Source organism: Copranaerobaculum intestinale (assembly GCF_009831105.1).
Classification (GTDB): Bacteria; Bacillota_I; Bacilli_A; order Erysipelotrichales; family Erysipelotrichaceae; genus Copranaerobaculum; species Copranaerobaculum intestinale.
Window position 1 is genome coordinate 494,221 of the sequence record NZ_WUUQ01000002.1, and the last position, 19,515, is coordinate 513,735.

The 19,515-nt window shown below is 43.8% G+C and carries 19 protein-coding genes; 17 read left to right on the plus strand and 2 right to left on the minus strand.

Annotation, left to right across the window (positions count from 1 at the left end; genetic code table 11):
- Position 1 precedes the first annotated feature (1 nt).
- Positions 2-487, plus strand: coding sequence for a hypothetical protein (locus GSF08_RS07195; RefSeq protein WP_160625137.1), 486 nt, complete (start codon positions 2-4; stop codon positions 485-487).
- A gap of 54 nt (positions 488-541) precedes the next feature.
- On the opposite strand, the gene GSF08_RS07200 is transcribed toward GSF08_RS07195, so the two are convergent.
- Both GSF08_RS07200 and GSF08_RS07205 read right to left on the minus strand, forming a co-directional pair.
- Positions 542-2,263: a diguanylate cyclase domain-containing protein gene (locus GSF08_RS07200; protein ID WP_160625138.1), complete on the minus strand. Its 1,722-nt coding sequence runs from the start codon at positions 2,261-2,263 to the stop codon at positions 542-544.
- Positions 2,264-2,399: 136 nt separating this feature from the next.
- Positions 2,400-3,146: a PP-loop family protein gene (locus GSF08_RS07205; protein ID WP_160625139.1), complete on the minus strand. Its 747-nt coding sequence runs from the start codon at positions 3,144-3,146 to the stop codon at positions 2,400-2,402.
- 143 nt (positions 3,147-3,289) lie between these two features.
- Here GSF08_RS07205 and truB point away from each other — a divergent pair, with 143 nt between their 5' ends.
- The 16 genes from truB (at position 3,290) to GSF08_RS07285 (ending at position 19,354) form a co-directional block, all read left to right on the plus strand.
- Positions 3,290-4,120 carry a tRNA pseudouridine(55) synthase TruB gene (gene truB / locus GSF08_RS07210; protein WP_160625140.1) on the plus strand — a complete coding sequence of 277 codons (831 nt, stop codon included), beginning with the start codon at positions 3,290-3,292 and terminating at the stop codon, positions 4,118-4,120.
- Positions 4,120-5,043, plus strand: a complete 924-nt coding sequence (gene ribF / locus GSF08_RS07215; RefSeq protein ID WP_160625141.1) for a riboflavin biosynthesis protein RibF — start codon at positions 4,120-4,122, stop codon at positions 5,041-5,043. Before truB ends, ribF begins: the two co-directional genes overlap by 1 nt.
- Before the next feature lie 3 nt (positions 5,044-5,046).
- A complete protein-coding gene (locus GSF08_RS07220) occupies positions 5,047-6,420 on the plus strand; it encodes a GTP pyrophosphokinase (protein WP_160625142.1) in 1,374 nt (457 codons plus the stop codon).
- A gap of 58 nt (positions 6,421-6,478) precedes the next feature.
- Entirely contained in the window at positions 6,479-6,949 is a 471-nt protein-coding gene (locus GSF08_RS07225; protein ID WP_160625143.1) for a SpoIIIAH-like family protein, read from the plus strand.
- Between the two features lie 48 nt (positions 6,950-6,997).
- Positions 6,998-7,327: an Asp23/Gls24 family envelope stress response protein gene (locus GSF08_RS07230; protein WP_160625144.1), complete on the plus strand. Its 330-nt coding sequence runs from the start codon at positions 6,998-7,000 to the stop codon at positions 7,325-7,327.
- A 101-nt stretch (positions 7,328-7,428) separates the two neighbouring features.
- A complete protein-coding gene (locus GSF08_RS07235) occupies positions 7,429-8,733 on the plus strand; it encodes a M18 family aminopeptidase (protein WP_160625145.1) in 1,305 nt (434 codons plus the stop codon).
- A gap of 5 nt (positions 8,734-8,738) precedes the next feature.
- Positions 8,739-9,638, plus strand: a complete 900-nt coding sequence (locus GSF08_RS07240; RefSeq protein WP_160625146.1) for a 5'-nucleotidase — start codon at positions 8,739-8,741, stop codon at positions 9,636-9,638.
- 88 nt (positions 9,639-9,726) lie between these two features.
- On the plus strand, positions 9,727-11,079 hold the full coding sequence (locus tag GSF08_RS07245) for a VanZ family protein (RefSeq protein ID WP_160625147.1): 1,353 nt from the start codon (positions 9,727-9,729) through the stop codon (positions 11,077-11,079).
- 127 nt (positions 11,080-11,206) lie between these two features.
- Complete coding sequence (gene nusB / locus GSF08_RS07250; RefSeq protein WP_160625148.1) at positions 11,207-11,581, plus strand: transcription antitermination factor NusB; 375 nt, start codon at positions 11,207-11,209, stop codon at positions 11,579-11,581.
- Positions 11,578-12,912 (plus strand): exodeoxyribonuclease VII large subunit, encoded by a 1,335-nt coding sequence (gene xseA / locus GSF08_RS07255; RefSeq protein ID WP_160625149.1) that lies wholly within the window; start codon positions 11,578-11,580, stop codon positions 12,910-12,912. The genes nusB and xseA overlap by 4 nt, the downstream gene beginning before the upstream one ends.
- The gene (xseB, locus tag GSF08_RS07260; RefSeq protein ID WP_160625150.1) at positions 12,905-13,114 is read left to right on the plus strand and encodes an exodeoxyribonuclease VII small subunit; all 210 of its coding nucleotides are present in this window, start codon (positions 12,905-12,907) and stop codon (positions 13,112-13,114) included. Before xseA ends, xseB begins: the two co-directional genes overlap by 8 nt.
- Positions 13,111-13,950, plus strand: a complete 840-nt coding sequence (locus GSF08_RS07265) for a polyprenyl synthetase family protein (RefSeq protein ID WP_160625151.1) — start codon at positions 13,111-13,113, stop codon at positions 13,948-13,950. The genes xseB and GSF08_RS07265 overlap by 4 nt, the downstream gene beginning before the upstream one ends.
- A 14-nt stretch (positions 13,951-13,964) precedes the next feature.
- Positions 13,965-15,827 (plus strand): 1-deoxy-D-xylulose-5-phosphate synthase, encoded by a 1,863-nt coding sequence (dxs, locus tag GSF08_RS07270; RefSeq protein WP_160625152.1) that lies wholly within the window; start codon positions 13,965-13,967, stop codon positions 15,825-15,827.
- The gene (locus GSF08_RS07275; protein WP_160625153.1) at positions 15,820-16,608 is read left to right on the plus strand and encodes a TlyA family RNA methyltransferase; all 789 of its coding nucleotides are present in this window, start codon (positions 15,820-15,822) and stop codon (positions 16,606-16,608) included. Before dxs ends, GSF08_RS07275 begins: the two co-directional genes overlap by 8 nt.
- Positions 16,609-16,618: 10 nt before the next feature.
- Complete coding sequence (gene recN, locus GSF08_RS07280) at positions 16,619-18,271, plus strand: DNA repair protein RecN (RefSeq protein ID WP_160625154.1); 1,653 nt, start codon at positions 16,619-16,621, stop codon at positions 18,269-18,271.
- A gap of 84 nt (positions 18,272-18,355) precedes the next feature.
- Positions 18,356-19,354 carry a SpoIVB peptidase S55 domain-containing protein gene (locus GSF08_RS07285; RefSeq protein ID WP_160625155.1) on the plus strand — a complete coding sequence of 333 codons (999 nt, stop codon included), beginning with the start codon at positions 18,356-18,358 and terminating at the stop codon, positions 19,352-19,354.
- Positions 19,355-19,515: the final 161 nt, after the last annotated feature.

The following is a 19,515-nucleotide window of genomic DNA, read 5'->3' on the forward strand; positions in this document are numbered from 1 at the left end:
AATGGAAAAACAACTACTGGAAAGCTTTTTGGAAAGTGTGGATGAGATGAATCGTCCGTTCGTGGAACAGCTGCACACATATTTAATCAAGCATCGCTGTACCTGCGATATAAAATCTGCAAAAAGCGGTTATGTCGTATCATATCTTTCAAGCGATACAAAACGGACTCTGGCAACCTTTGTCTTTCGGAAGTCAGGGATCCGTATGCGAATCTTTGCTGATCATATTCAAGATTATCAGGAGCTGTTGGATGAACTGCCAAAATCGATGAAAAAGGATATTCAAAAAGCATCCCTATGTAAACGTCTCATCAATCCGGATGATTGTAATCCTAAATGTTCTATGGGATATACCTTTCAAATGGGGGAGGAAACATATCAAAAATGTCGCTATATGGCCTTTATGCCTAAATTGAGCAATGAAAACAATCCCTACATTCAACGGATTCTGGAAACAGAGCTGCAGTATATAAAAACCGCAGGATAAAAAAAAGACTGACCGCTTATCGTTTAGAAGAGTTTCTAACGCGGGTCAGTTTTTTTATTTGATATCTGCTATATGGATGCGGTTACGGCCGTGATTTTTTGCATAATACATCGCTTCATCTGCTTTTGCGAATAAGGTTTGGTAGGTATCATCCTTGGAGGCATATGCTATTCCTAAACTTAAGGTTAATTGAAACTGATCCTTGATCCGGATCGTCCGCGCTTTTGCTGAAATTCTCTGGGCAATGGATTCAATGGCATCCATGCGGCTTTTAGGCAGGAAGATTAAGAACTCATCACCGCCGATGCGTCCGGCAATGTCTATATCCTGAATGGAGCTTTTTAGTATTTCAGTTACCTTCAGCAGGATATCGTTTCCTTCTAAATGTCCGAAAGAATCATTTACGCGTTTAAAATTATCAATATCGGTGATCATCATGACTCCGCCATGATCTTGCTGCAAATGATCCTCGATCATCAGTTCGGTACATTTAGGATTATACAAGCGGGTCAGGGCATCCCGCTGACTCAAATTGATTAAGGAATCCATGGCGTTTTTTTCTTCGGTGATATCCCGCCAGATTCCGATAAATTTATTTGGCTTTTGATCCTCGCTGTAAATCAGCTTGCCGCTGACGCGAATCCAAGTCCAGCAGTCGTTCAGATATTTTCGGATTTCAATGCTTTCATCTGACAACTGTCCCAGTAAATAAGCTTTCAATGTACCAATATCGTCAAGATGTATTTGTCCGTTTGTTTCCAGATCATGGAAATAAGCTTCAATGCTGATCTTTTGTACAGGTTTGTGGCGATCGTAGTTTTCATGTTCATATTTCACCAAAGAATCATTCACAATATCATATTCAAACATGACGTCTGTAATATTTTCGAGAGCGATCCGATAACGCTCCTGTTCGACCTTTAACTGCATTTCCGCTTCTTTCATCGCGGTGATATCGGTAATCATACTGTTGATCTTAACTTTACCGTCGGAACCGATACTTTTCTTACCGGTATCAAGAACCCAGATCAGGGAACCATCCTTTTTTTGAATGCGGTATTCCGCTTCATAGTTCAATCCCTTTGCAAACCATTCTTCACACGATTTCAAGGCCGCCGGAAGATCGGGAGGGTACACCGCCCCGACTGCACAGCCATGACTCATTTCCATGAACTCATCATACGTATAACCGAGCATACTGCATAATCCTTCATTGACATAAAAATAGGAGAAGGTTTCATCATCGTTGCTTCCTTTTAATCCTCCGTTGATATTACTGCTGATCATATCGATGACCTCTGATTTTTCATTTAGCAGCTGATTCATATAATCCATTGTTTGTTTTCCTACAGTTTTAGGAAAGTATGGGTCTTCATGCATTTCTTCATAGATGTTGGAATTATGCAGATGGTGGATTTTCCAGAGACCGTCCTGTTTTTGCATGGTAATGCTGCAGCGCTGCGTAACCTGCAGGATCAAGCCGTCTTCCGCATTTGTCCGCAAATCGAATTTTCCCATGGTGATAGCATGATCTTCGGTTTCAAAAACCGTATCCAGATTTAAAAAGTCAAGACGACAGGAAGGAACCTCCGTTTTCCCTGCGTAAAAATACTTGCTTATCGCATCCTTGCCGATAAAATACTCATGATCACACGGACCGATCCAGGAGCAATCATCCATGAAATACCCCAAAACAGTATCAATATCGCGAGTTACGTAAAATTCAATAAATAGGCTGCGGGTCAGGTCAGCCGGAGTTTCTGGATATATGCGCATATAAAATCCGCCTCTCTACTATCACTCATATTATACATGCTTTTTGCAAAATGTGAGACAAAATCGACTTAAAGCATTAAGATTCCAAGTATTTGTAAATATATGAAAAAGACATGGTACATGACATAGAATCGTTTTAAAAGGAAGCCGGTATTTCCTCATCATGGTGCCAAAGGGCAACTTGTGCTTCATTATGCAGGCTCAACAAAAAATTATAACGAGCCATTGGATATTTTTCGTAGAGCTCTTTCAACATATCTTTCATTTCCTGCCGCTCGGTGTACCCGTCATTGGGACAGGTAGATTTCACAAAGGGAATCTGATTTACCTGCTGAGCCGTTAGGATATTTTCTTCATAACAGTACAAGAGCGGTCGGATAAAGGTGATGTTTTCACGGGTTAGATACATTTTCGGAGCGAAGGTTGCGATCCGTCCGCCATGGATCATATTCATGAACAGGGTCTCAACCGCATCGTTGCTGTGGTGGCCAAAGGCAACCTTTGTACAGTTCAGGGCTTTGGCTTCCTGTACCACTGCGCCTTTTTTCAGGGTTGAACATAAGGAGCAGGGGAGCTTATCATCCTTTTGATGAAGTTTCAGGATGCTGTATATTTTACTGTCAAACATGTGAAATTCGATACCCATTTGTTTTGTGTAAGCTTTAATTTCATCGAAATTCATATTCGGGAAACCCATTTTGATATGAATGCCGACCACTTGAAAGTTCTTGTGCTGAAATTTGCTGTACATATGCAGCGCAACGAGCAGCACCATGCTGTCCTTGCCGCCGGAAACACCTACTGCTATGCGGTCACCATCTTCGATCAGCCGATAATCGCGATCCGCATTCCGAATATCTGCCAGCACCGTTTTTAAATCCATAACACCGCCCCTTTTCTATCGGCCTATTATATCATGAATCAAGAAACAAAAGAAACCGTAATCTCCCATGATTTCCGATTTTGTTGCGTTTGTTTTGCACCCTGAAGCATGGTATAATAACAAGTACTGATTGAGGTGAATACATGGATGGAATTTTACTGGTGAAGAAGGAAGCGGGAATGACTTCGCATGACGTTGTCGATCACCTTCGCCGGATCTTACATATGAAAAAAATCGGTCATACGGGAACGCTGGATCCGGAAGCAACCGGTGTTTTAATGGTGTTGGTGGGAAAGGCATGTAAAGCTTTGCCGTATTTAGGCATGCAGGACAAACGTTATGTGGCCACGATGGAGCTTGGATACAGCACAGAAACAGAAGATATTTGGGGGGCGAAGGTTGCTGAACAAGCAATTCTTCCCATCGCTGATTTTGCGGGGCTGCTGAAGCGTTTTGTCGGCCGCCAGCAGCAGATACCGCCGATGTACAGCAGTATTAAGGTCAATGGCCGCAAGCTGTATGAATATGCCCGCAAAGGTGAATATGTAGAGCGGAAGCCTCGGGATATTGAAATTTTTGACATAAAGATGCTGGATGAAAATAAACTATGTTTTGAAGTCGCATGCTCCAGCGGAACTTATATCCGTACATTGTGCACTGATATTGCGGCAGCCAGTGGAAATTTGGGGGTGATGAGCTCTTTGGTGCGTACCGCCATCGGACCGTTCACGCTGGATATGTGTGCGACACTGGATGAGATCAAAGCCGGCAGATTTACCCTGCATTCGTTATTAAAAGCATTGTCTCATTATGAAATTCTACAGCGGCCGATGGATAGGGATGTGTTAAATGGCCGTCGAATCGTTCTAGATACCACAGCTGATGAAGTGCTGATTGCGGATGGCGATCTTGCGGTTGCGATTTATCAGCGGGAGAGTGGAAATCAGTTTCGCTGTGTAAGAGGTCTATGGTAATGAGAATCGAGACAATCTATATGCGCTCACCGATTTTGACGATTGGAAAGTTCACAGCATGTATCGGATATTTTGATGGAATTCACCGTGGTCACCAACGACTGTTGAAGCAGGTATTGGCTATCAGTAAACAGGATGGCAGCATACCGGCAATGATCACCTTTGATCCTGATCCGTGGACGGTTTTGAAGCACGCTGCGGATTTGACCCATCTGACCATGATAGAAGATCGGGTACGCATTGCCGAATCCTTTGGAATCGAATGTATGGTGATCCTGCATTTCGATGAAGCCATGGCTGACTGTGAAGTGTCCCAATTTCACGATATGCTGAAAGCGATGGGGGTATCCACGCTGGTATGCGGCTTTGATTTTCATTATGCGAAATATGGTCAGGGCAATATCAATACATTACTTTCACAATCTCTGTTTCAGGTTTCCGTTTGTGAACCGGTAATGGACGGTATGCGAAAAATCAGTTCATCACAGATCGAGGAGTTAATTCAAAACGGTCAGATTTCGCATGCAAATGAACTTCTCGGCTATGCTTATTCAATCCATGGTATCGTTGTTCAGGGCAATCAGGTAGGGCGGACAATCGGATTTCCGACTGCAAACATCGCTTTGCAGGATCCTTATGTCCTGCCTAAATCAGGGGTGTATGCCGCAATGGCAGCAGTCGATAACCAAACGTATCGCTGTATGGTCAATATCGGCCATAATCCTACTTTTAATGAACGGCGTAAGCTTTCCGTTGAGGCACATCTGTTAAATTTCCACGGAGATCTTTACGGATTGGATCTGAGATTGGAATTCTGCTGCTATCTGCGCGAGGAACAAAAATTCAAGGATAAGGCAGCGCTTGTCTGCCAGCTTCATAAAGATATTCAGGCCGTGGCAGCCTGCTTAGATGAAGGAGAATAACATATGCGGTTAAAAGTATTTGATGTCATTGATGACACCTTGTCACTGTTGGATAAGAACCAGGAACATTATCAGGATATCCGCAGAGAGGTTAAGGCCTATTTCAATCATATTTTTGAAGAGGACAATGAACGGATCGTCGATATCAATTCTCGGATCAAGACCAAGGAAAGCCTGCGGGAAAAAATTATTCGCAATCGTTTCTATATAAATTATGAAACTCCGCAGGAGATCTTGGATCATCTCAGTGATTTGATCGGTTTTATCATTGAATGCCGGTTTATCGAGGAGGAATATCTGATCTTGAAGCAGCTGCGTTTATTTTTCAACAATCGAAAGGAAGCGGATGGTTATTACTATAATGATCTTAATCCTCGAGTATTTCTGGATGTTGCATCTCAGCAGCCTCAGGTGCAAAAAAATGGTTTTGCGATTTATCGGATCGACGGTTATTACTTAGGAGAGCGCGGCCCGATTAACTTTGAGCTGCAGATCAAGGCGCTGGTGCATTCCTTTTGGGGAGAAATCGAGCACAAGCTTGTGTATAAGAATACAAATTACTATGTGTACGATGACTTTATGAAGGATATTCTGGCATCTATCAAGGCCAATCTGACGATCTTGGATCGGCAGCTGAATATCGTCTATGACCAGATGCAGGATATGTCGAAGAATGATGTCAGTATTTCTGAAACCGGTTTTGAGAAATTGATTACCAAAGCGATCAACGATCTGTTTTTGATGAAGATGAATGAATCGATCGGCTTCACCCTCAATATTAAAAATACCAGCGCGATACTGGGTCATTATATCTTTATCAAAGATATCCGCTATGACGGAGGCAATAATGATCGTATCTCGAAGCTGTTTAAGACCTTTAAAAAGCTAAACAGCGTTCAGATTGATTTTGAAAATGCCGTGGTGCTGGATGATTCTTTCCAATCGCCGGATATTTTCATTCATATTCTCGGTAATTATCTGCTGAGCGTTATCAACAGCGATTATGACTGGTTTGTGTTCTTCAAGATGCTGTTTGTTATTGAACCGGGTAACAATATGGAAGATTTCTCACTATTTTTAAACGTGATCAAGAATTATTTGGTCGATAATTATTGGCTGAATACCAGTTTCTTAAAGCTGCCGCTTGACGAGGGACAGCTGGTACATGAGGAGTGTGCAAAAATCCTAGCGCAGTCCCTTGTGGAAATTGGAACGATCAAAATCATTCACGACGATAAAATGATTCAGATCAATAAGGCATTTGTGAAATTTATCGAAGAATTGGAGACCCGTGTAATCTCCTATGATGACTTTATGCACTATCAGCAGGCTTACTATGAAGACTGGCTGAAGCAGCTTCGGATTATTATGAAATAACAGGTATGAACCATATCCTCCCAGCATACAGTGAAGTAGGCAAGGAGGATATTTTTGTATGAATAAGCAAGCACTCGCCTTTCTGACCCTGTTTTCTTTGATTCTGATGTTGTCGGTATACTATGTGACGCTGCCGGCTGATACGACAACGGTCATGAAAAATAATAAGACCAGTCAGAAAGCAGAAACCAAAAACAATGCAGATGAATTAAAAAAGAAATCGGATGAGAAAAAAGATAAGGAAATCAACAGTAATTCCGATGTGGTTTCTTCACCGGATACATCCGAACAGGAAAAGCAGGAAGCACTTAAAAAGATCGAAAGTCTGAAGGATACCAAAGAGATTGAACAGGCATTGATCGACGGCTTGAAAAAAGCGGGTTATACATCAGCGGTGGAGATCAGTGACAATACGTGCAAGGTAACGGTTTTTGATCAAAAGAATGATAAAGAAACCGCTAAAAAAGTCATGCAGTATGTGTACGATGTGACAAAGGGAAAATATTTGACAGAAGTATCGTTTAAATGATGCAATGGCTGAAAAAGTCTGTTATAATAGCAATAGAAGGTGATAATCATGGCACAGGAATATATTGCATTAAAACAGCGTAATGAAATTGGTTTAATTGCGATCAATAAATCAGTTTTTCAGACGATTGCGAAAATCGCAGTAGAAGAGGATGAGCATGTGGTGCTGCACGATGCTACACCATTTAAATATCCGATCGGCTGTAAGGTAGTCAATGATCAGTTGATTCTAACATTGGAGATCAAGGTGGACTATAAGGTGAATGTCAATGAGACATGCAGCCGTCTGCAGACGAAGATTTATGAAAGCATTGAACATATGAGTGACTATGCACCGGATGTTATTGATATCCGTGTCATTGGCTTCTTATTTGAATAGAGAAGAAAACGTTCGGAAAGGAACGTTTTTTCATATCAGAGGTACCGGCGTGGATTTGCCGGATAGAAATTGGTATAATACAACAATAGGAGGAAGTATCTATGGATCAAACAATTCAATCATTGTTTCAATTTATCAAAAATAGTCCCAGCTGCTTTCATGCGGCTATGTCAATGGCAAAGCAGTTGGAAGCAGCCGGTTATCATGAATTAAAGGAATATGACAGCTGGAGGCTGCAGCCGGGCGGCCGGTATTACATGGAGCGAAATCAGTCCAGTATTGTGGCGTTTCAGCTTCCGATGCAGGAAGCAACCCATTTTCAGATTACTGCCAGTCACAGTGATTCGCCTTCTTTCAAGCTGAAGCCGAAAGCAGAGATGGATGTATATGGTACCTATATAAAGCTGAATGTAGAAGGATATGGAGGCATGCTTTGTTCCACCTGGTTTGATCGGCCGCTGGCAATTGCCGGACGGGCAGTTATCAAGACGAAGCAGGGGATTGTAAGCCGGCTCGTTCATATCGATGAGGATCTGGTATTGATTCCCAATGTAGCGATTCATATGAACCGTAATGCCAATTCCAATATCAGCTATAATATACAAAATGATCTGTTACCGTTGTATGCGATGAAGCAGGAAGATGATGTAATGGATGTGATTGCGGCGGCCGCCGGATGTGATAAGACCGCTGTCATCAATACGGAGCTGTTCTTATACAATCGTCAGCAGGGCAGCGTTTGGGGGGCTCACAAAGAATTTATCAGTGCGCCGCAGCTGGATGATCTGGAATGTGCCTTTACCGCTTTGCAGGGATTTTTGCAGGCTAAGGCAGAACATTCAGCAGTCAATATATTCTGCTGCTTCGATAATGAAGAGGTGGGAAGCGGTACAAAGCAGGGAGCGGACTCTACCATGCTTCATGATGTGTTAGCACGGATTGCGGATGGTATGGGGATGGAAGCCGGCAAGCTGCCGCAAATGATCGCACGGTCGATCATGCTGTCAGCGGATAATGCACATAGCCTGCATCCTAATCACAGTGAACTGCATGATCCAAGCAATCCGATCTTTATGAACCGCGGTATTGTAATTAAGCACAGTGCCCGTCAGAGCTATACAACCGATGCCCTAAGCGCAGCTGTTTTTAAAGCGCTCTGTGAAAAAGTAAACGTACCGGTGCAGGAATTTGTAAACCGCAGCGATATTCCCGGCGGCGGCACCCTGGGCAGTATTTCGGCCTCCCATGTATCCATTTTGAGCTGTGATATCGGTTTGGCTCAGCTGGCAATGCATTCCGCATATGAAACTGCCGGGGTGCAGGATGTCCAGGATATGATCAAGGTGATGCGATGCTTCTATGAAACAAACATTGATCTGCGCGGTGACGCGATCAAGCTGAGATAGCTGTTATGCCGAAAACCTTGAATGATTGTCTGGTGATCGCAATATCTTCGCGGGCGCTGTTTGATATGAGCGAACCCAACCGCATTTACGAAGAAGAAGGTTTGACTGCTTACAGCAAATATCAGATTGAACACGAATCGGATGTTTTAAAACCCGGATCGGGATTTCCGCTTGTGCAAGCCTTGTTGAAGCTAAATGAGCTGATCCCGCAAAAACGGCTTGTTGAAGTAGTGATCATGTCGCATAACAGTGCCGATACCTCTTTGCGCATCTTTAATTCCATCGCTCATTACGGTTTGGATATCTCCCGTGCGGTGCTCAGCGGCGGATCATCAATATCTACTTATCTGGAAGCATTTCAGGCAGATCTGTTTTTGTCCGCTTTTGAAGCGGATGTCAACATGGCGATCAACAGCAATATTGCGGCCGGATTAATCTACACCGATCCGATTCGCTCTATGGATCAACCGATTGATCAGATCCGCATCGCATTTGACGGAGACGCTGTGCTGTTCTCGGATGAATCCGAACGCATCTATCAGGAAAAAGGATTGGAGGCGTTTGTTCGCAATGAGCAGGAAAAGGCTCAAAAGCCTTTGCCGGAAGGACCTTTTGCGAAATTTTTAAAAACTATATCAGCCCTGCAGGAGCAATTCGATCAAGATGCGTCACCGATCCGTACGGCTCTGGTAACCGCCCGCAGTGCTCCGGCACATGAACGGGTGATCAAAACTTTACGGGCATGGAATGTCCGTATCGATGAAGCGTTTTTTCTCGGCGGTTTACGAAAACAGGATGTTTTACAGGCCTTTAAACCGCATATTTTCTTTGACGATCAGGCAGTGCATGCCGATCCTGCCAGTAAAGTGGTACCCAGTGCCAGAGTACCTTATAAGAATTCATGATCTCATGAATTCTTTTCTTTTTCTTTTAAAACTTTTCTCAGAATCCTAAAAGCTTTTTGATATACTGATTGGGGAATGAGGAGATATTATGTCTTATGAATATATGATCGGACAGCTTTTCGAAGCGTCGCTATATACAATTCTTTTTTTATTAGCCGGAGTATTTTTGACAACGATCTATCTGCGAACTCATAATAAGCAAATCAACTGGCTTTACCTAGCTGGAAAATATCGATCCGTACTATTTACGGTATTTTATTATTTGCTGGTGCTCAGAATTACCTGTTTCAGCCGCATTCATTTTCAGGGTATAAATCTGCGGCTTTTCGCGTCCTATGAGGATGCGTGGTTTGGCGGCAGTTCTCATGCTTGGCAGCAGCTGCTTCTTAATATTATTATGTTTATTCCGCTGGGCATGACGTTGCCGTTTGTCCATCGTTTCTTTCGCCGATGGTATGGCTCTTTGCTTACATTGTTTGGCGGTTCGCTGCTGATTGAAACTATTCAATTTGTTTTTGAGCTGGGAGTTTTTGAAGCTGATGATCTTTTGAATAATACATTAGGCGGTATGCTTGGGTTCTGTATCGTCATGATGGTGCTTTCTGCACGGACAAAGCGCTGGAAGCCATTAGCGGGTTATACAGCATTACCGGTTATGATATTGCTTATATCTTTGTCAGCGTTCATTTTGTATTGGTCCAAACCATACGGCAATTTGACATATTCTGTCTTTCATCCCTATGCGCTCTCGCAAACGAATGTATCATATCGACATAAATTGTCTAAAAAGCAGCCGATGATCGGTATGTACCGCCTGCGTACTCCGAATCAAAAACAGATCCGGATGCTGATACGAACCCTGGAAATCAAGCTGAAGCTGCAGGATCAGCCTCTCATCAACGAAAATTCGATCCAGCAGGTGCGAGGCTATGCAAATGGACAGCTGATCATCAATAAAGAAAATGGCAGCTGGTCCTATGCTCGGATTGCCGGCGATGGTACCAATCAAGATAATAATTGGTTAATGGCGAAGCATACCGGAGAAAAACTGGGGCTTATTGATAGTGCGGCAAAACTTCAAAAACCCGAAGATTCATCGTATGCGGTATGGGTTTGGAAGTTAGATGGCACTCATAACGGGAAAAAGGGCACGCTGATGCTTTCGTGCGGTGAAAACGGAATCGTAAATTTCATTGATTATGACGTCAGTCAGTATACCTATGTACGAAAAGAAAAAGCGATTTCCCAGAATCGGGCTTTTTCAAAATTGAAACACGGAGAATTTCGCGCATCGAGTGCAATCACCGCAAAACGAATCGTCTTTAATCGTGCCGCGTTGGAGTATCAGCTGGATTCAAAAAATTATTTGCAGCCAGTCTATATCTTTTGGGGAAAGAGTGAACGAAATGAATGGGAAATTGTGATTCCGGCATTACCGTGACAGATGTGAGAAACCTCACATCTTTTTATGTGCAAAAAGTCATGAAAAGCGGGAATGTATCCATATAAAAGTATAGAATCACTGAGCACATTATGGTAAAATAAATAGGATGAACGGAGGAGTAGGAATGAACAGACATCAGCTTCGTGAATTAGCGATGACCTGCCTGTATCAGAGTTTTCTATTAAACAAGGAAATTAAACAGGTGGTTTATGATAATTGCGATCATAATGAAATCGATCCGTTTCTGTATACGGTAACGATCGATGCGATGAAATATAAAGATGTATACATTGATCAGATCAATCAGGTGCTGCGAAAGGATTGGCAGTTTGACCGTTTGGGATTTGTGGAGCAAGCAATTCTCTTAATGGCCTGCTGTGAAATTGACCTGGAAACAGCGCAGAAACCAATTGTGATCGATGAGGCGGTAACCCTGGCTAAAAAATACTGCGATGATGATACATACAAATTAATAAACGGTGTTTTGGATAAATTATGAGTTCACCGGTTTACACGGTTTCTGCCCTGGTGCGTTATATCAAGTCCGCTTTGGACAACGATATGAATCTCCAGGCTGTTTTCATTAAAGGTGAAATTTCAAATTTTACCAATCATCGCAGCGGACATTGGTATTTTACGCTAAAGGATGCAAAGGCACGAATCAGCTGTGTAATGTTCAGCAGCTATGCGTCACGCTGTCCAATCATGTTGAAGGAAGGTATGAAAGTATTGATAACCGCTTCGGTTTCCATGTACGAAGCGGCCGGATCTACCCAGCTGTATGTAACGAAAGTGCAGGCTGACGGAATTGGAGATCTGTATTTACAGCTGGAACAGACGAAAGCAAGACTTGCTAAGGAAGGGCTGTTTGATCCTATGCATAAAAAGCCGCTGCCTACTTATCCTATGTCGATCGGTATTATCACCGCAAAGACTGGGGCGGCGGTACAGGATATGCTGACGACCATTGCCCGGCGCTGGCCGTTGGCCAAGGTACAGGTTTATCCGACACTGGTGCAGGGCAGTACCGCAAGTGAACAGTTGATTCAGGTACTGCAAAGGGCTGATCAAAACGGTCATGAAGTGCTGCTGCTGGCGCGCGGCGGAGGATCCTTGGAAGACCTTTGGTGCTTTAATGATGAAGCGCTGGCACGAACTGTTTACCAGTTGAAAACAGTAGTCGTAACGGGAGTCGGTCATGAAACAGATACAACGCTAGTGGATTATGTCAGCGATGCGCGGGCACCTACACCAACTGCGGCAGCTGAGCTGATTACCCCGGATCGGCACGAAGTGCTTCAAAAGCTGACAAGCATGCGGCAGCGGATGCTGCAGGCATTGCGGGGGCTGGATCAAAAGAGTCGGAGCAGCTTGGAATCGATGAAAAACAACCGCTATTTGAAAAATCCGCTTGCTTATGCCGAACGGCAAAAGCTGCAGCTGGCAATGATGGTTAAGTCGTTGGGAGATGTAGAAAACCGGGTGGAGCGAAGCCGTCATACGCTGTCGCTGGAGGCGCGGAAGCTTGCTTATCAGGCGGCCTTGCTGTTACAGCAGACGACTCGTCGAAATGAGCGCATAGAAAAGCAGATGATCGACATTATGCAGGAGAAAACTCGTGTTTATAAAGCACAGATGGCACATCAGACGGCTTTATTAGATGCCTTCAGTCCATTGAAAATATTAAATCGCGGATACAGTATTGTGTCCAAGGAGTCTATTATACGAAGTGTGACCCAGCTTCAGCTTCGGGATGAAGTAGAAATTCGCTTTGCGGATGGCCGGGCGATCGCACAGATAGAGAACGTAAAGGAGAATGACCATGAGTGAGGAAAAGACATTTACTGATTCAATGAACCGGTTAGATGAGATAACTGCAGCTTTAGAAGCGAATGAATTGGAGCTGGAAGCGGCCATTGAATTGTTTGAAGAAGGACTGAAACTGGTCAATGACTGTGATAAGCAGCTGAAATCATTTGAGAATCGGGTGCAGGATCTTCTACAGACTTATCAGGAGGGTAGTGAATCATGAATGAATTTGAGGATTATTTAGCTACCTGTCTCGATGAACTGCCTGCTTCACCGGTGAAGGATGCAATGTATTATTCGCTGTTAGCCGGAGGCAAACGAATTCGTCCAAACCTGCTTTTTTGCGGTTTAATGGCTTATGGCCTGGACCCGAAAAAGGGATATGCGGCAGCGGCAGCGATTGAGATGATTCACACATATTCGCTTATTCACGATGATCTTCCGGCCATGGATAACGATACCTTGCGGCGCGGTAAGCCAACCTGTCATATCGCCTACGGAGAGGCAACGGCAATTCTGGCCGGTGATGCTCTGCTCACCCAGGCATTTGTGGAGGCGACAAGGGCGAGTGATGATACCAATGCGGTGACGCATATCGTTAAAGCACTAGCAGAATACAGCGGTGCGGAAGGCATGGTATTGGGACAATCCCGTGATCTGGAAGCTCAGGCGCAGCCGGCAAAAAGCATTGAAGCTTTGAAAAATATTCATTTATATAAAACCGGTAAATTATTGACATTGCCATTGCTGTTTGCCTGTCTATTGGCCGGTAAACGGCAGGACCGAGAAGCCTGGAAGCAGATTGGTCAAAACATCGGACTGGCATTTCAAATTCAGGATGATATATTTGATGTGACGGCGAGTGTGGAACTGCTTGGCAAGAGCAGCAGTGATCTTGCCAACGATAAAGCTACTTATGTGAAATTCATGGGAATTGAAGCCGCACAGGAAGAGGTGTCAAGGCTGCTGAATGAATCACGCACGATGATTAAGCAGCTGCAGCTTCATGACAAACCGCTGCTGACACTGATTGATACGATTGCAAAGCGTGAGAGCTGAAAGGAGCGTGCCTTATGAATATCTTTGATATAAAGGGGCCGGAAGATATTAAATCGTTAGATGAAACAGAACTGACGCTGATGGCGGAGGATATTCGCCAATTTTTGATTTTGAGTATTGCCAAGACCGGCGGTCATCTATCCAGCAATTTGGGGATTGTAGAGCTGACACTGGCACTACATTATGTTTTTGATTCACCGCAGGATAAGATTTTTTTTGATGTCGGACATCAAAGCTATGTCCATAAAATCTTAACCGGCAGAGTGAATGAGTTTGCCTCGCTTCGCCAGTATAAAGGAATTGCCGGGTTTCAAAAACGCGTGGAAAGTACACATGATGTTTGGGAAGCCGGTCATTCTTCTACTTCTTTATCGGCAGCCTTAGGAATGGCGGTCGCTCGTGATCTGAATCACGAAGGCTATCAGGTGATTCCGATCATCGGAGATGCGGCTTTGACCAGCGGTATGGCAATGGAAGCCCTCAATCAAATCGGCAGTGAAGGCCGAAAGATGGTAATTGTGTTTAATGACAACAATATGTCTATTTCACAGAATGTCGGAGCGATGGACGAAGCGTTCACAAGGCTGAGAACATCTAAACCGTATAATACGATCAAGACTGATCTAAAAGAGGTTTTATCAATCAATAAGGTTGGTAAATCTTTATTGGAAGGCATGCGCAATATTAAAAATGCCGTTAAGGAAAATGTTGTGGATACCTCGATTTTCGGGGAATTCAAATTGGACTATATCGGACCTGTGGACGGTCATGATCTGCATGATTTAATTCGGGTATTCAAACAGGTCAAAAATCATGAAGGCCCGATCGTTGTACATGTGATTACAAAAAAAGGAAAGGGCTATCCGTTTGCGGAAGAAGATCGCAGCGGTAAATGGCATGGGGTTTCACAGTTTGATCCGGTAACCGGAAAAAGCTTGGCGATGCTTCCGGCAGGTCATCTGTCCTGGAGTGAGGTCATTTCCAATACGTTAGTACGGCTGGCTGCGGAGAATGAGGACATTGTTGCGATAACACCGGCGATGATCGGCGGTTCCAAGCTGCAGAATTTCTTTGATGCCTATCCAAAGCGGTCCTTCGACTGCGGGATTGCGGAAGAGCATGCGATGACGTTTGCGGCCAGCTTGGCACTCAATGGGAAGCGCCCATTTTTATCGATCTATTCATCTTTCCTACAACGGGCATACGATCAGATATCACATGATGTTGCCCGGATGCATTTGCCGGTGGTTATCGGTATTGATCGTGCGGGACTGGTTGGGGAAGATGGTGAAACGCATCATGGTGTCTTTGATATAGCGATGCTTCGACCGCTTCCGAATATGGTGATTGCACAGCCGAAGGACAGCAATGAAGCGCAGCTAATGCTGGCGCTGGCATTTCATCAAGACTCACCGTTTGCGATTCGCTATCCACGGGGAAATGTTCCGTTTACACCGATCAATTTAGATGCCTGTGATATAAAAATCGGCACCTGGACAATTTGGGAGAGTGAGGAACCGAGCAAAGTAATTGTCATTTCCTATGGTCCGGATGTGGATCGGATCATTGCCAAAGCAAAAGTGAATAATAAGCATATAACCATTGTGAATGCCCGATTCTTTAAGCCGATTGACGAGGAAATGCTGGTAACGCTGATTCAGCGGAAGCTGCCGATTATTATTTATGAAACCGATATGCTGTGCGGCGGCTTATCTGATGCGATTCTTTCCTATTGTAATGATAATCAAATCACCAAGCAGTTTATTCGCATCGGTTTGGAGGATCACTTTGTAGAGCATGGTTCACTGCCGCAGCTGCGCAAAGCTGAGCATATTGATACAAATTCTTTATTTGAGGTAATATCTCAATATGATTGAACGGCTTGACAAAAGCCTGGTGGCGATTGGGCTAAGTGATACGCGTACAAATGCACAGGATGCGATTTCACAGGGTCGGATCAAGGTTAATGGTAAGATCATTACAAAACGCAGTCTGTTGATAGATACAGAAGCGGATCGGATTGAATTGGAATCGTTGGCGCAGTCCTTTGCCTCCCGGGCAGGATGGAAGCTGCATGGTGCCTTGGATCGCTTTCAGATTGATGTAAAGGATCGCGTTATCATAGATGTAGGGGCGAGCACCGGTGGTTTTACCGATGTCTGTCTGCAGCGGCATGCCCTGCTGGTCTACGCGTTGGACGTCGGACACGATCAACTGCTGGAACGTTTAAAAAAAGATCCCAGAGTGATCAATCGTGAAGGGGTGAACTGCCGGTATCTCGATGAAACCATGTTTGAAAGCAAACCGGATTTTGCCTGTATCGATGTATCATTTATATCCGTGAAGCAGATTCTTCCCAGCGTTCTAAACGTGCTGAAAGGCCATAAGGAAATGGTTGTATTGATTAAGCCGCAGTTTGAAGCGGGAAAGGCTGCGTTAAACAAACACGGCGTGATCCGCGATGCGAAAATTCATCGTCAAGTATTGCAGGATATGATTCAATTTGTCGAAGAATTGGGGCTTTATGTCCACCATCTGGCGAATAGCTCAATCATGGGAAGAGATGGAAATCGGGAATTTGTCATGCATATATCCAATATCCCTATCCAACGTAGTTTTGATATCTTTCGCATCGTTTCAGAAAAAAACGAAACATGAGGTGAGAAAAATGCTTACATCGATTTATGTTAAGAATTTTATCTTATTTGATGCTTTAACATTAACTTTTGAGAACCATATGTCGGCTTTTATCGGAGAAACCGGTGCCGGCAAGTCACTTCTGATTGACGCTATCTCCTTATTGATGGGAGAGCGCGCAAACGCTTCATTGGTGAAGCAGGGAAGAGACAAAGCGGTGATCGAAGGTGTTTTTCGCGTTGATGAAAACCGTGCAGTGCAAGCAAAGCTGGAAACGGACGGGTATGATCTGGATGAAAACCTGCTGGTTTTAACACGCGAGATTACCAATGACGGAAAAAGCATAGCTCGAATCAATCATCGCCAAACTACCGTTTCTTACTTAAAGGAGCTAGGGCTGCTTTTGTTGGACATTCATTCACAGCATGATACACAGTACTTGCTGAATAGCCGCTATCACGGCTCTTTATTGGATCGCTATTGTAATCAGGAGGAGCTGCTGAATCAGGTACAGGAGGCATACGATGTCTATAAAAAGGCAAAGGATGCTTTAGAAACTGCCCTGCATCAGGATTACAATGAAGATGATTTAGAGTTTTTACAGTATCAGCTTCAGGAGATACAGGATGTACAGCTTCAGGAAGAAGAAATTGAATCGTTGGAAAGCCAACAGAAGCAGATGATGGCATTTGAAAAAATCAATGGTCATCTGCAGGCCTCGATTGAGTCTTTGGATGGTACTCATGCGGTTATGGAACAACTCTATGAAGCATGCCGACAGCTTGATGCGTTACGGGAATTTGATGAAATTGCCGGATGTGCGGATCGCCTTTATGATACCTATTATGGTTTAGAAGAGCAGCTCCAGGAATTGAAATCAATTGCCGAGCATCAGGAATTTGATGAGCAGGTATTTAATGATATACAGGAACGGCTGTTCATCATTCATAAAATCATTCGTAAGTACGGTGGAACCGTTCGTCAGGTTCAGGAGAAGGAGCAGGAACTTGCTTCACGAATTGAGCAGATAACTCATCGCCAGGAGTATTTGGATAAGCAGCAGGCAATCGTAAAAGATGCCGAAGCAAGCTATCGTAAACTGGCAGAAAAACTATCGGTGATCCGCAAAAAACAGGCAAAGATACTGGAAACCGCAATTATGAAAGAACTTGCTGATCTTCATCTTCCGCATGCGGTATTTAAGGTCTGCTTTGAACCTGCATTCATGCGTAATGGGATTGATAAAGTGTATTTTGCGGTTGCCATGAATGCCGGATCGCCTTTAAAACCGCTTCAGCAGGTAGCTTCAGGCGGAGAGCTCTCACGGCTGATGCTTGGACTAAAGACAATCTTCACTTCGCTGCAGGGAATTGATACGGTAATTTTCGATGAAATTGATACCGGTGTCAGCGGCAGTGTTGCTTTGGCAATCGGCAGAAAAATGCAGAAACTCGGACTTAATACCCAAGTATTTTGTGTAACTCATCTAGCCCAGGTAGCAGCCTGTGCCGATAATCAATATCTGGTTGAAAAAAATCAAAGCAAGGATTCTGCCTCGACGACAATCCATGTCCTTGAAGGAGAAGAACGCATTCGTCAGCTCGCCCTGATTGCGACCGGCAGCGATTCTTCCTCATCCATTCAGGCAGCTGCCGAGCTTTATCAAACCGCACAGACTCATTAATGAACCTCCTGTCTTTTCTTCCGTGTACTCGCCTTAGTAGGCTGCGCATGGGTGGGAATACTAATAGACAGGAGGTGAATTTTTATGTGGAAACGAACAGCAGCACTGCTGTTATGTGCCGGTCTGTTCATGCCTTTGACAGTTTATGCCAATTCGGAAATTTACATCGGCGGCGACAGTGTCGGCATCGCGGTACATTATGAAGGAATTATGGTCAGCGGTACGTATACAGTTGAACAAAACGGATCATCCTATAATCCCTCCAAACAGGGATTTGTCAAAGGGGATGTGATCATAGCGGTCAATGATATTAAAGTTAAGACAATGGAAGATCTTTATCAAGAACTGTTAAAATATCAAAAGCCTGTGAATGAGATTGCGGTAACGGTAAAGCATGGTCAGAAAACGATTGACCGAACCCTAACTACAGTGTTTGATGACAAAACCCAGAGCTTTAAAAGCGGTCTGTATGTAAAAGATGAGATAACGGGAGTAGGCACCATTACCTTTTATAATCCCGTTAACGGCCAGTATGGAGCACTCGGACATGAAATCATGGATAATGACCTGAATCAGATTGCCGCGATTGCTGATGGTAAAATTTATTCATCCGAGGTTAACAGTATCACGAAGGCCCAGCCGAATGTTGCCGGAGAAAAGAATGCGACAATCAATTATAACGATCCTTTGGGCAGTGTTTCCAAGAATACCGATATTGGTATTTACGGCGCCTATAAGGATCTTCCGAAGCATGCCAAAAAGTATGAATGGGCATCGCGGGAAGCAGTGCATACAGGTAAAGCTACGATAGAAACGGTATTGAACGATCAGCAAATCAAGTCGTATGAAATCGAGATTACCAAAGTGAATAAACAGGATTCGAAGGATGTCAAAGGTATAGAGTTTACGGTTACGGATGAAAACCTGCTGGCTGCCGCCAATGGCATCGTTCAGGGAATGAGCGGATCACCGATTATCCAAGATGGTAAATTGATCGGGGCAGTCACTCATGTAGTAACTTCTAACCCGGTGAATGGTTACGGGGTTTACGCGGAATGGATGATTCAGCAAACAGAATCTTAAAATCGACTTTTTTCGACCTTCTTTCCAAATTGTGACAAGAAACGACTGGGAAGAAGGTCGCTTTTTTATTTTTTTAAAGAAAATTCTTCAAATTTTTAGAAATTTTCGACATATCTCTAGTGTTTCCGCTTACATAACCCTTATAATTAGACTCGTGGAGG